Source organism: Streptomyces anandii JCM 4720 (assembly GCF_014650655.1).
Classification (GTDB): Bacteria; Actinomycetota; Actinomycetes; order Streptomycetales; family Streptomycetaceae; genus Streptomyces; species Streptomyces anandii.
The window spans coordinates 281901-293788 of record NZ_BMVJ01000003.1 but is presented as its reverse complement, the minus strand read 5'-3'; the positions used below and the strand labels follow the sequence as shown (position 1 = coordinate 293788).

The window sequence follows — 11888 nt, the reverse complement described above, 5'->3', positions numbered from 1 at the left end:
GCACGCCCCCCCCGCCCGCGGGCTTCTCGCGCATCTGACCCGCGCACCCCCGCCCGCGCGCTTCTCCCACGCTGCCGGGCCGGAGCCCCTCACGCCGTCACGACCCGGATGCCAGCCTCCTCGAAGCGCCGGACCGTCTCCGGCTCCGCCGCGGTGTCCGTCACCAGGGTGTCCACCGAGGCGGCCGGGCAGATCCGGGCGAAGGCGCGCCGGCCCAGCTTGCTGGAGTCGGCGGCCACGACCACGCGCGCGGCGCGCTCGCACAACAGCCGGTTGACGGCGGCCTCCGCCTCGTCGTTCGCCGCAGCGCCGTGGGCGACGTCGAAGGCGACCACCCCGAGCACGGCCACGTCGATGGTGATCTGACCGAGCACGCCGTCCGCCAGCGGCCCGATGAGCTCGTACGACTGCGGGCGCGCCACCCCGCCGGTCACCACGATCTTGAACTGGGGCCGTACGGCGAGCTCTCCCGCGATGTTGAGCGCGTTGGTCACCACCGTCAGCGCGGGCGAGCCGGAGGCGAGATCGCCGCGCACCGCGAGCGCGCGGGCCACCTCGGTCGTGGTCGTGCCGCCGGTCAGGCCCACCGCCTCGCCGGGCGCGACGAGATCCGCGACCGCCTTGGCGATCCGCAGCTTCTCCGAAGCGCGCCGGGCGGTCTTGTAGCGCAGGGGCAGTTCGTAGGAGACGCCGTGCACGACCGCGCCACCCCGGGTGCGCACCAGCATCTGCTGCTCGGCGAGCTGGTCGAAGTCCCGCCGGATCGTCGCGGCGGACACGCCCAGCTCGGCCGCCGCCTCCTCGACGTCCAGGCGCCCGCGCTCGACGAGCAGTTCCAGCAGCGACTTCCAGCGGGCGTCCCGCGACATCCGCACCCTCCGATCCACGGCCCTCCGTGACCCTAACCCACCCGACACCCCTCCATAGTGCTTGATTGTGCTCGAAAGTCGGCGCTATCTTGCAAGAACAATCAAAGAGGAGGGTGCGCCATGACGTATGTGGAGGACGAACTGACCAGTCAGCCCGAGTGCTGGACCCGCGCGGCGGCCGAGGCCCGCGGATTCCGCCCGGCGCTGCCGGCGCCGGGGGAGCGGGTCGCGATCGTCGGCTGCGGTACCTCCTGGTTCATGGCGCAGGCGACGGCCGCCCTGCGCGAGGGCGCGGGACAGGGCGAGACCGATGCCTTCGCCGCCTCGGAGTTCCCCCACGGCCGCTCGTACGACCGGGTCGTCGCCCTCACCCGCTCCGGCACCACCACCGAAGTGCTCGAACTGCTCGGCAAGTTGAGGACGGGCACCCGCACCACGGCCGTCACCGCGGACCCGCGCACCCCCGTCATGGACGCCGCCGACGACCTCGTCGTCCTCGACTACGCCGACGAACGCTCCGTGGTGCAGACCCGGTTCGCCACCACCGCGATCACCCTCCTGCGCGCCCATCTCGGCCTGCACACCGACGCCGTCGTCGCCGACGCCCGCACCGCGCTGTCCCAGCCGCTGCCCCAAGAACTGGTCGACTGCACCCAGTTCACCTTCCTCGGACGCGGCTGGACCGTGGGGCTCGCCAATGAGGCCGCGCTGAAGATGCGCGAGGCCTCGCTGTCGTGGACCGAGGCCTATCCGGCGATGGAGTACCGGCACGGACCCATCAGCGTCACCACCCGTGGCACGGCCACCTGGATGCTCGGCGGCGCGCCGGAAGGACTCGCCGGGCAGGTGCGCGCCACCGGCGGACTGTGGATCGAGGGCGGCCTCGACCCGCTCGCCGAACTCGTCCGCGCCCAGCGGCTCGCCGTCGCCGTCGCGGCGGCCCGCGGCCTCGACCCGGACCGGCCGCGCCACCTCACCCGCTCGGTGATCCTCGCTCCCTGACCATCCGTCACCTCCTGTCGAGTTCCCCGGTGTTCCGGCGGACCGTCACCTCGCTCCCGCAGCTCTCGAAAGGACAGGCCGTGCCGCTTGCAGCCACCGGCGAGCTGGTCGGCGGTGCAGCCGCCGCGCGCTCCGCCGTCGTCGCCTTCAACATCATCACGCTGGAGCACGTCGAGGCCGTCGTGGCCGGCGCCGAGGCCGCGGGCACGCCCGTCGTCCTCCAAGTCAGCGAGAACGCCGTCAAGTTCCGCTACGGACGCCTCCTGCCGCTCGCCCGCGCGGCCGCCGCCGCGGCCGAACGGGCCGCCGTGCCCGTCGGGTTGCACCTCGACCACGTGCAGAGCGACGACCTGCTTCGGCAGGCCGTCGAGGCGGGCTTCAGCTCCGTCATGTACGACGCCTCCCGGCTGCCCTACGCCGAGAACCTCGCCGCGACCCGGGCCGCCGCCGAGTGGGCGCACGCCCAGGGGCTGTGGATCGAGGCCGAACTGGGCGAGGTCGGTGGCAAGGACGGCCGGCCGCCGCTCGACGCGCACGCCCCCGGCGCCCGCACCGACCCCGGCGAGGCGCACGCGTTCGTCACCGACTCCGGGGTGGACGGCCTGGCGGTCGCCATCGGCAACACCCACGCCATGACCGAGCGCACCGCCGCCCTCGACCACGACCTGCTCAAGCGGCTGGCCGGCGCGCTGGACGTCCCGCTCGTGCTGCACGGTTCCTCCGGCGTGCCCGACGGCGAACTCACCGCGGCCGTCGCCGGGGGCATCGCCAAGGTCAACGTCGGCACCGCCCTCAACATGGCGATGACCCGCGCGATCCGCGACTTCCTCGCCACCCATCCCGAGGCGGTCGACTCCCGCAAGTACCTCGGCGTCGGCCGGGAGGCGATGGCGCGGGAGGCCGCACGCCTCATCGAGGTGATCGGCACGCCCCGCACCGCGTGAGCCCTCCCCACCACCCGGCCTCTGCTACCGCCTGACGGCTTTCAGCACCACGAACTTCGGGTCACCGGCGACCAGTTGACTGTTCCCGAACACCCGCCGCAGTTTGACGTGGTAGCCGAGGTGCCGGTTGCCGACCACCCACAGCTCACCGCCGGGGCGCAGCGCCCGCCGCGCCCCGGTGAACATCCGCCACGCCGTCGCGTCCGTCGTCGCCTGGTGGGAGTGGAAGGGCGGGTTGTTGAGCACCAGGTCGACACTGCCGGCCGGCACCCCGGCCAGCGCGTCGCCGACCCGGAACTCCGCGTGCCCGGGCACGTCGTTCGCCTTGTACGTCGCCTCCGCCGAGGCCACGGCCTGGAACGACTCGTCGGTGAACAGCACCTCGGCCCCGGGACTGGTGAGAGCCATCGCGGTGCCCACCACACCGTTGCCGCAGCCCAGGTCCACCACCCGGCGGGCGTCGCGGCCGTCCGGAAGGTGCCCGAGGAAGAAGCGGGTGCCGATGTCGAGCCGGTCGGCGCAGAAGACACCGGCGTGGTTGACGACCGTCCGCCCGGACACGGCACCGATGCCCTCGGGCAGCGTGTAGGTGTACGGCCACGGGTTCTCCGGCCGCTCCAGGGACGCGTCCGGCACGCAGAAGATCAACCGGGCCTTGCGCACGGCCTGCGAGGTCCGGGTGGGCCCGAGGACGCGCTCGAACAGCGCCAGCGTGGAGGTGTGGATCTCCTTCACCATGCCGGCGCCGACGACGACCGTGTTCTCGTGCACCGAGGGCGCGAGCCGCAGCAGCTGGTCCTCGAGCAGCGCCAGGCTCTTGGGCACCCGCACCAGCAGCACGTCGATCCGGCCGGGCGGCGCGTCCCGCGTGGTGAGCAGCCGCACGGCCCCGGGCTCCACCCCGTTGCGTGCGAGGTTCGCGCGGGTCGCCTCCTGGCCGAGGAAGGAGTCGGTGATCTGCACCGGGACGCGCACCGAGGGGTGCCTCGCGAGCGCCGTGACCTGGGCGCCCCAGCGGTCCCCCACGGTCACGACGGTCCCCGACAGGTCGGTGCCCTGCTCGGCGAGGTGCCGCAGGAGGTACTCGTCGGAGGCGTCCCAGGCCCGCAGCCGGTCACGCGGGTGCTCGGGAAAGCGCGTCAGCCCGAGCTCGCCCCAGGGCGTGGTCATACGGTCGTTCATCGTCCGTCAAGGTTAGCCGAGCCGCAGCTCATGCCCGGTCCGGCAGGATGCCGCAGCTCGCGCCCGGTCCGGCAGGATGGGGACATGGACGCCGAGCTGTTTCCCCGCGGCCGTACCACGGTCGCGCCGGGCGCGGTGCACGTGCCGCACTGGCTGGACGCGGCGCGGCAGGCCGAGCTGCTCGCGGCCTGCCGGGAGTGGGCCCGCCCGCCGGCCGGCCTGCGCACGGTGCGCACCCCCGGCGGCGGGACGATGACCGCCCGCCAGGTCTGTCTCGGCCTGCACTGGTATCCGTACGGCTACGCACGCACCGTCGTCGACGGCGACGGGGCGCCCGTCAAGCCGTTCCCGGCCTGGCTGGGCGAGCTGGGCCGCCGTGCCGTGGCCGACGCGCTCGGCCCGGAGGCGGCGGCCGGCGCGGCCTACGACATCGCGCTGATCAACTTCTACGACGCGGACGCCCGGATGGGCATGCACCGCGACAGCGATGAGCGGTCCGGCGCTCCGGTGGTGTCGCTGAGCCTGGGCGACACCTGCGTGTTCCGCTTCGGCAACACGGAGAACCGCAACCGGCCCTGGACGGACGTCGAACTGCGCGGCGGGGACCTGTTCGTGTTCGGCGGCCCGTCGCGGCTCGCGTACCACGGTGTGCCGCGCGTGCACCCGGGCACCGCGCCACCGGAGTTGGGGCTGCGGGGGCGGCTGAACATCACCCTCCGCGTCAGCGGCCTGTAGGCCGCCGGGCCTGCGGATCATGACAGACTCGCCCTCATGAGCGGCAAGGCGGACCCCCGGACGGCGGGGGAAGGGACCACCTCGAGGACGCGGCTGGACCGGGGGCGCGGAGCGCTCGGGCCCGCGTTGGAGCTCGTGCACACCGGTCGCGCACCGACCCGGGCCGTGCTCACCGCCGAACTCGGGGTGACCCGGGCGACGGCCGGCGCGGTCGCCGCCGAACTGGAGGCACTCGGTCTGATCAGGGTGGACGCCCGGCCGGGGGCCGCCGCCGGTTCCCAGGGCCGCCCCTCGCACCGGCTGTCGGTCGCCGAGGACGGCCCGGTGGCCCTCGCCGCGCAGGTGCACGCCGACGGTTTCCGCGCGGCCCTGGTCGGCCTCGGCGGCCGGATCGTGGCGACCGCGCCGGGCTGCGAGACCGTCGACGCCGACCCGGCCAAGGTGCTCGGCTCCGTGGTGGAGGCCGGCGCCGGACTGCTGCGCACGACGGGGCGGCGGTGCGTGGGCGCGGGGCTCGCGGTGCCGTCCGCGGTCGCCGAGCCGGACGGCCTGGCCCTCAACCCGCTCCACCTGGCCTGGCCCGCGGGCGCGCCGGTGCGGCGGATCTTCGCGGAGTGCGTGCGCGCGGCCGGGATCGACGGACCGGCGTTCGCGGCGAACGACGTCAACCTCGCCGCGCTCGCCGAACACCGCCACGGCGCCGGCCGGGGCGCCCGCGACCTGCTGTGCGTGGCCACCGGCCACCGGGGCGTGGGCGGCGCGCTGGTCCTGGACGGCAGGCTGCACACCGGCAGCTCGGGCCTCGCCCTGGAGGTCGGCCACCTCACCGTCAACCCCGAGGGCCGCCCCTGCCACTGCGGCAGCCGCGGCTGCCTGGACGTCGAGGCCGATCCGCTGGCCTTCCTCACCGCCGCGGGCCGCGACCCGGGCCCCGAGGTCTCCTTGCTCCAGCAGGCCAACGACCTCATCCGCCACCACTACGACGACGAGGCCGTCCGCGGCGCCACCGAGGCCCTCATCGACCGCCTCGGCCTGGGCCTGGCCGGCCTGGTGAACATCCTCAACCCCGACCGCATCATCCTCGGCGGCCTCCACCGCGCCCTGCTCGACGCCGACCCGCAGCGCCTGCGCGCCGTCGTCGCCGACCGCAGCCTGTGGGGCCAGAGCGGCGGCGTCCCCATCCTCCCCTGCACCCTCGACCACAACAGCCTGGTAGGCGCCGCCGAACTGGCCTGGCAACCAGTCCTGGACGACCCCCTCACAGCCCTCACCTGACAACCAGCCCGGCGCCGGCGGCCGTGACGGGCTCGCCCGTCACCCGACGGCCCGCCCGGCGTCGGCGGTCAGTCCGGCGCCGCTGCCGTGCCCGGTCCGCCCGGCACCTGCGGCTCGCCAGGTGCATCCGGTACCTGCGGCCTGGCCGGCCTGCCCGGCGCCCGCGACCTGCCGGCCTGCCCGGCGCCCACGGCCCCCGGTCGGCCCGTCCGGCGCCAACGGTTTGCCGGCGCGTCCAGCGCTTGCCGCCGCGCCCCGTCCGCCCGGATCCCGCGGGGCGCCCGGTCAGTCCGGCGCCCGCGGTCTCCCCGGCCTGGTTGGCGTTTGCGGCCGGTGGCCGGGACGCCTGGCGTCTGCGGACTGCGCGGCGCTTCCGGCGCCCGTGATCTGACGAGCTCGCCCGGCGCGCGCGGCGTGTCCGGTGTCGGCGGGCCCGACCGGCTCGTCCTGTCACGCGGTCAGTGCCAGGTGGTGGCGAAGGCGTGGGCCGGGTTGCCCGTGAGGATGCGGTTCACCGTCTCCGCGCCCAGGTCCGCCTCCAGACGCGGGCGCACGCGGCGCAGCAGGTACGGCATTCCGGGGCCGCCGTCGACCGAGCGGGCACCGGCGGTCACCGTGTCGCCGCCGAGCAGCAGCCGGTCGGCGAAACCGGCCTCGGCCAGCGCCCGGACCGCGCCGGGCATCCGCCAGTCGGTCGCGTGATGGGCCCGGGAGGGGCCGTCGAAAGCCAGGTAACAGCCGCTCTCCGCCGCCTGGCGGTGCACCACGGGGTCGGGGAAGCGGTTGAGGTGGCCGAGGATCACCCGGTGCGGCGGCACCGCCAACTCCCCGCACAGCAGGTCCAGTACGTCCAGGGCGCCCGTGCCCATCTCCAGGTGCACGGCGACGGGCGCCCCGGTGGCGTGGTGCGCCTCGGCGGCGGCGGCCGCCGTCCAGCGGGCGTGCGCGTCGAGCGCGTGGAAGCCGCCGGCCACCTTGACGAACCCGGCCCGCACGTGCGACTCCCCGATGCCCTCGGTCAGTTCGGACACGAAGAGCCGGGCGAGACGGCCGCCGCGCAGCGCGGTGAGCCGCCCGTCGTCGTAGTGGGCGGCCTGGTGCAGCCCCGTCGCGCACACCACGTGCACCCCGGTCTCCCGCGAGATCCGCACCAGTTCGCCGGCCCGCCGGCCCATCCCGTACGGCGTCCACTGCACCACGCCCGCCCCGCCCGCCGCACGGAACGCGGCCAGTTCGGCCCGTGCCGCCGGGGCGTCGACCAGTTCCTGGCCGGGCAACCGCGGACTGCGCAGGAAGAGGTGGTCGTGGGCGTCGGTCACGCCCAGTTCGTCCGGGCGGATGTCCCCGAGGACCGTACGGACCGCATGGGCACCGTTCACCACTGGCGGCCCCTCGGCAGCGCCTTGCGTCCCGGCTGGGAGACGTGCAGCACCTGGAACACCTCGCCCTCGGCGCTCGGCACGTCCTCCTCCCGCCGCGCCCAGAGCGAGAAGTGCACCAGCTCCCAGGCGCGCGTGTCCACGGCGGCCGCCGCGAGAACGGCGCCCTCCTGGCCCGCCAGCCGCCGCGTCTCGTGCACCGCCTCCTCCATGACCTCGGACAGCACCACCCCCTCCGGGACGGGCCGGCGGCGGCGCACGGCACCCCCGATCGCGGAGGCGTCCGCCGCGTTGCCCTCCTGGTAGGCGAGACCCGTCCACTGCCGGGCCTCGGGGCGGCCGAAACTGTCGGCGAGACCCTGGAAGGCGCCGCCCCAGAGGAAGGAGTTCATGCCCTCGACGGTGTTCCACAAGTAGAACGGCGCGTACTGGTTGACCGGCGAGCCGTGCACCCCGCGCTCACGCATCAGGTACGCCTTGATCCCGAGCCCGTCCCAGTCGTCGAGCAGATGCCCGATCCTGGCCACGCGGTCGCGGATGATGTCCATGTCGTAGTCGGCGGGCAGGGTCAGCTCGTACTGCAGGGCGTGCATGGTCGGGTTCCTTCCGTCAGGCCGGGCGGTCGTGGTTCTCGTGCGGGGCGAGGAGCGACAGCAGTCCCCGTACGGCGGTGTCGAAGGCGGCGGGCGAGCCGGAGGCGCGGGCGAGGACGTAGCCGCCCTGGACGGTGGCGAGGACGGCCGCCGCGATCTCCTCGCCGTCGAGCGAGGCCGCGAACAGGCCCTGTTCCCTGCCCTCTTCGACGATCCGGGCGAGCCGCTCGCGCAGCCAGTCGAGCGTCTGGTCGACCGGCGCGCGCAGTTCGGGGCTGGCGACGACCTCCGGGTCCATGGCCAGCCGGCCGATCGGGCAGCCGCGCAGCACGTCACGCTCGCGCAGCAGGTACGCCTCGATGCGCTCGTACGGCGTGCCCGGGCCGTCGAGCACGGCCTCGGCGGTGGCGCGCATCTCCTCGGCCGTCCGCCGGATCGCGGCCAGGGCGAGGTCCGGCTTCCCCTTGAAGTGGTGGTACATGCTGCCCTGTCCGGCGCCCGCGCGCTCGAGGATCGCCTTGGGGCTGGTGCCCACGTAACCGCGCTCCCACAGCAGTTCGCGGGTGGAATCGATCAGACGCTCCGGGGTGCTCATGCGGGCACTGTACATACTAGTAGGTACAGAAGTCGAGCAGTGGCCCGGCACCCGTCGGGAGCCGCCCGTACTCCCCGCGAAGTAGGCCGACTACCGCTGGCCGTACGACGCCCCGCACCTGGTCCGGGCGTGACCCTCGAAGCAGGACATCACCGCACAACCCGAGGAGATGAACCGGGATGGAGACCCTTGCGAACTGGCACGGCGGCGGCCCCGGACCGTGGATCCTGCTCTTCCCGCTGATCTGGGCGGCCGTGATCGTCGGCGCCGTCGCCGTCCTGCGCCGCACCGCCTGGCGCACGGCGGGGGGCCCGTGGCGCGCCGCGGGCGGCCGCCCCGCGGCCGACTCGCCGCTGTCCGTCCTCGGCCGCCGCTTCGCCTCGGGCGAGATCGACGAGGACGAGTACTGGCGCCGCCTGTCGGTCCTGGACGACCAGTTCGGCCCCGGCCCGACGGGCAAGAACCACACCCGTTGACACCACAACACCCGGCACGACAGCGCCACCGGCTCCGGCCGCCGGCGCCCTCGATCAACGAACCGTCCGGCGGCTCGGTACGCGGCGTGGGTGCGGGCCTGTGTGCGGAGCGGGGCGCGGCCCGGAGCGGGGCGCGGCCCGGTGCGTGGCGCGGCCCGCGGCCCGGTCCGTCACAGGGTGAGCCGGGCCGGCCCGGTCGGGGCGCGCGGGCGCCCGCCGTGCCGCCGCGGGCGTCCGCCGCCGGGGTCAGCCGACAACGGCGGACCGGGCCGGTGCGGCGGGGCGGGCGCCCTCGAGGGCGGGCCCGGCCTCGGTGAAGCGGCGCGCGGGCTGGTCCGCGGCCACCAGGCGCGGCGCCCGCGCCGGTACCGCTACCGGCGCGGCGGAGGTCGGCAGGGTGAACCACACCACCTTGCCGTGCTCCCCGTCCGGACGAGCACCCCAGCTCTCGCTCATCGCGGCCACCATGGCCAGCCCGCGCCCCTCGGTGGCCAGCGGCGCGATCTCGCCCATCTCCTCCATGACCGGAAGACGCGGATCGTGGTCGCGCACGGACACGGTGAGCCGGTCGAGCAGCAGCTCCAGCTCGACGGTGCACAGCTTGTCGGGCCGGGCGTGCTGGTGAACGTTGGTCAGCAGCTCCGTCACACCGAGCGCGGCCCGGTCTATCAGAGCGTCCAGATGCCAGTAGCGCAGATGCGCCGATACGATTCTGCGGACCTGGCCGATCCGCGACGGCAGGGCTTGGAGCTCCACCGTGCAGTGCCTGCTTGGGTGACTGATCACGGCTGCGACTCCCCGACGTTGAGGTCCGGAAGAACACGACGTTTCGGATGCAGCAGGACGCCTGCGTGACACTGCCGCCTGCTGTCGTGGCCGGCGGGCTGGTTCGCAGCGTTATCGCCGGTAAACCCAGAGTGACGTGAGACCAGCGTGACGCAAGGGGTTCGGCACCGCAACTTCGAGCCACCTTCCCGGCCGCTCAGCCGCCCCGCCCCGACGCCCTGCGCACGGCCTCGATGAACCGGCGCGCGGCGGGCGGCCCCGGCTCCCCGGGATCCGGGTCCCGGCCGCCGAGGGTGAGCACGTACCGCGTGCCGTCGAGGTCGGCGAGCGCCCGGTCCTCCGGCGCGAACCACGGCCTGGAGGCGCGCACCGCCCGCAGCGGCGCGCTGTCGATCTCGCTTCCGCAGCTGTTGAGCAACTCCAGCCTGCCGTCGGCGATCCGGACCTGCCCGGCCCGGGTGAGCGACCGCAGCCGCCTGCCGATCCCCACGCCCGTCGCGGTGAACTCCGCCTTGGCCATCCTTCCCCGCCCCCTCGCACGGGTCCTCGCGTCCCGCGCCGTGCAGTCTGCTCCCCTTCGGCACGGAGCACCAGTGCACGCGGCGCGTTCCCGACCGGCGCCCGGAGCACTCGGCCGAATGCGCCCCCACCCGTGCGCGCGATCGCCCCCGCCGACCTCTGGCGCGCCGTGCCCAAGCCGTGCCTTTGAGACCCCCAAAGGGGCGTTTATGCAGGTGAGAAGCGTGGGGAAGCGGTCTATCATCGGTTGCGTCCGGCCGCGCGACACGCCGTCGGCGCCCAGCCCAAGGAGTCCCGCCGTGAGTACCACCGAGCAGCGCCGGACCGGCGAAACCCTCGACGTCGACCGTAGTGACGCCGACTATCGCGGCTGGCTGAAAGAGGCCGTGCGCAAGGTCCAGGCCGACGCCAACCGCTCCGCCGACACCCACCTGCTGCGCTTCCCGCTGCCCGAGGAGTGGGGCGTCGACCTGTACCTGAAGGACGAGTCCACCCACCCCACCGGCAGCCTCAAACACCGCCTGGCACGCTCGCTGTTCCTCTACGGGCTGTGCAACGGCTGGATCCGCCCCGGGCGCCCGGTGATCGAGGCCTCCAGCGGCTCCACCGCCGTCTCCGAGGCGTACTTCGCCAAACTGATCGGCGTTCCCTTCATCGCGGTCATGCCGCGTACCACCAGTGCCGAGAAGTGCCGGCTGATCGAATTCCACGGCGGCCGCTGCCACTTCGTGGACGACCCGCGCACGATGTACGAGGCCTCCGCCGCGCTCGCGGCCGAGACCGGCGGCCACTACATGGACCAGTTCACCTACGCGGAGCGGGCCACCGACTGGCGCGGCAACAACAACATCGCCGAATCCATCTTCCGCCAGCTGGAGTTGGAGCGTTTCCCGGAGCCGGCCTGGATCGTCGCCACGGCGGGCACGGGCGGCACCTCCGCGACCCTCGCGCGCTACGTCCACTACATGCAGTACGACACCCGGATCTGTGTCGCCGACCCGGACAACTCCTGCTTCTTCGAGGGCTGGACGACCGGCGACCCGGACGTCACCTGCGACTGCGGCTCACGCATCGAGGGCATCGGCCGGCCCCGCATGGAGCCGAGCTTCGTGCCCGGCGCGATCGACCGCATGATGAAGGTGCCGGACGCGGCCGCCGTCGCCGCCGTTCGCGCCCTGGAGCACGCCATCGGCCGCAAGGCGGGCGGCTCCACCGGCACCGGCCTGTGGAGCGCCCTGAGGATCGTCGCCGAGATGGTGGCGGCGGGGGACCGGGGGAGCGTGGTGACGCTGCTGTGCGACCCGGGGGACCGCTACCTCGACAAGTACTACTCGGACGCGTGGCTGGCCGCCCAGGGCCTCGACATCGCCCCGTACGCACGGACCGTCGACGCCTTCCTCACGACCGCCGAATGGCCGCGGACCTGAGCCGCCCGCACCGCGCACCTCACCGAACCGCCCACCACGCGGACACCGCCCACCACGCGGGCACCGCCCACCACGCGGACACAGCGCGTCCCACGCGCCGCCCTCC

13 protein-coding genes are annotated in these 11888 nt (G+C 74.3%); 6 read left to right on the top strand and 7 right to left on the bottom strand.

Annotation, left to right across the window (positions count from 1 at the left end; genetic code table 11):
- Positions 1-89: 89 nt before the first annotated feature.
- Positions 90-869, bottom strand: a complete 780-nt coding sequence (locus IE249_RS07255) for a DeoR/GlpR family DNA-binding transcription regulator (RefSeq protein ID WP_189703931.1) — start codon at positions 867-869, stop codon at positions 90-92.
- Between the two features lie 120 nt (positions 870-989).
- Here IE249_RS07255 and IE249_RS07250 point away from each other — a divergent pair, with 120 nt between their 5' ends.
- The gene (locus IE249_RS07250; RefSeq protein WP_189703930.1) at positions 990-1871 is read left to right on the top strand and encodes an SIS domain-containing protein; all 882 of its coding nucleotides are present in this window, start codon (positions 990-992) and stop codon (positions 1869-1871) included.
- 80 nt (positions 1872-1951) lie between these two features.
- A complete protein-coding gene (locus IE249_RS07245; RefSeq protein ID WP_189703929.1) occupies positions 1952-2815 on the top strand; it encodes a class II fructose-bisphosphate aldolase in 864 nt (287 codons plus the stop codon).
- Between the two features lie 24 nt (positions 2816-2839).
- Here the strand turns inward: IE249_RS07245 and IE249_RS07240 are convergent, their stop codons facing one another.
- Complete coding sequence (locus tag IE249_RS07240; protein WP_189704180.1) at positions 2840-3985, bottom strand: methyltransferase; 1146 nt, start codon at positions 3983-3985, stop codon at positions 2840-2842.
- A gap of 96 nt (positions 3986-4081) precedes the next feature.
- Here IE249_RS07240 and IE249_RS07235 point away from each other — a divergent pair, with 96 nt between their 5' ends.
- Together IE249_RS07235 and IE249_RS07230 are read left to right on the top strand one after the other, a co-directional pair.
- Complete coding sequence (locus IE249_RS07235) at positions 4082-4732, top strand: alpha-ketoglutarate-dependent dioxygenase AlkB family protein (RefSeq protein WP_189703928.1); 651 nt, start codon at positions 4082-4084, stop codon at positions 4730-4732.
- 36 nt (positions 4733-4768) lie between these two features.
- On the top strand, positions 4769-6007 hold the full coding sequence (locus IE249_RS07230) for an ROK family protein (protein WP_189703927.1): 1239 nt from the start codon (positions 4769-4771) through the stop codon (positions 6005-6007).
- 458 nt (positions 6008-6465) lie between these two features.
- On the opposite strand, the gene IE249_RS07225 is transcribed toward IE249_RS07230, so the two are convergent.
- From IE249_RS07225 to IE249_RS07215, 3 genes are read right to left on the bottom strand one after another with little or no spacing between them, the layout of a single operon-like run.
- Positions 6466-7386 carry a phosphotriesterase family protein gene (locus IE249_RS07225; protein WP_373304354.1) on the bottom strand — a complete coding sequence of 307 codons (921 nt, stop codon included), beginning with the start codon at positions 7384-7386 and terminating at the stop codon, positions 6466-6468.
- Entirely contained in the window at positions 7383-7979 is a 597-nt protein-coding gene (locus tag IE249_RS07220) for a DUF4865 family protein (RefSeq protein ID WP_189703925.1), read from the bottom strand. The genes IE249_RS07225 and IE249_RS07220 overlap by 4 nt, the downstream gene beginning before the upstream one ends.
- 16 nt (positions 7980-7995) lie before the next feature.
- Complete coding sequence (locus IE249_RS07215) at positions 7996-8574, bottom strand: TetR/AcrR family transcriptional regulator (RefSeq protein WP_189703924.1); 579 nt, start codon at positions 8572-8574, stop codon at positions 7996-7998.
- A 179-nt stretch (positions 8575-8753) separates the two neighbouring features.
- Between IE249_RS07215 and IE249_RS07210 the strand changes: the two genes are divergently transcribed.
- Complete coding sequence (locus IE249_RS07210) at positions 8754-9050, top strand: SHOCT domain-containing protein (protein WP_189703923.1); 297 nt, start codon at positions 8754-8756, stop codon at positions 9048-9050.
- A gap of 246 nt (positions 9051-9296) precedes the next feature.
- On the opposite strand, the gene IE249_RS07205 is transcribed toward IE249_RS07210, so the two are convergent.
- Positions 9297-9836, bottom strand: coding sequence for an ATP-binding protein (locus IE249_RS07205; protein WP_189703922.1), 540 nt, complete (start codon positions 9834-9836; stop codon positions 9297-9299).
- A 196-nt stretch (positions 9837-10032) separates the two neighbouring features.
- Positions 10033-10356 carry a hypothetical protein gene (locus IE249_RS07200; protein WP_189703921.1) on the bottom strand — a complete coding sequence of 108 codons (324 nt, stop codon included), beginning with the start codon at positions 10354-10356 and terminating at the stop codon, positions 10033-10035.
- Between the two features lie 298 nt (positions 10357-10654).
- On the opposite strand from IE249_RS07200, the gene IE249_RS07195 reads away from it, so the two are divergent.
- Positions 10655-11782 carry a PLP-dependent cysteine synthase family protein gene (locus IE249_RS07195; RefSeq protein WP_189703920.1) on the top strand — a complete coding sequence of 376 codons (1128 nt, stop codon included), beginning with the start codon at positions 10655-10657 and terminating at the stop codon, positions 11780-11782.
- Positions 11783-11888 lie beyond the last annotated feature (106 nt).

Bases quoted from the DNA above. Each gene is read 5' to 3' on its own strand.
- IE249_RS07255 (WP_189703931.1), bottom strand. From the start codon at position 869: ATGTCGCGGGACGCCCGCTGGAAGTCGCTGCTGGAACTGCTCGTCGAG.
- IE249_RS07250 (WP_189703930.1), top strand. From the start codon at position 990: ATGACGTATGTGGAGGACGAACTGACCAGTCAGCCCGAGTGCTGGACC.
- IE249_RS07240 (WP_189704180.1), bottom strand. From the start codon at position 3,985: ATGACCACGCCCTGGGGCGAGCTCGGGCTGACGCGCTTTCCCGAGCAC.
- IE249_RS07235 (WP_189703928.1), top strand. From the start codon at position 4,082: ATGGACGCCGAGCTGTTTCCCCGCGGCCGTACCACGGTCGCGCCGGGC.
- IE249_RS07230 (WP_189703927.1), top strand. From the start codon at position 4,769: ATGAGCGGCAAGGCGGACCCCCGGACGGCGGGGGAAGGGACCACCTCG.
- IE249_RS07220 (WP_189703925.1), bottom strand. From the start codon at position 7,979: ATGCACGCCCTGCAGTACGAGCTGACCCTGCCCGCCGACTACGACATG.
- IE249_RS07215 (WP_189703924.1), bottom strand. From the start codon at position 8,574: ATGAGCACCCCGGAGCGTCTGATCGATTCCACCCGCGAACTGCTGTGG.
- IE249_RS07210 (WP_189703923.1), top strand. From the start codon at position 8,754: ATGGAGACCCTTGCGAACTGGCACGGCGGCGGCCCCGGACCGTGGATC.
- IE249_RS07200 (WP_189703921.1), bottom strand. From the start codon at position 10,356: ATGGCCAAGGCGGAGTTCACCGCGACGGGCGTGGGGATCGGCAGGCGG.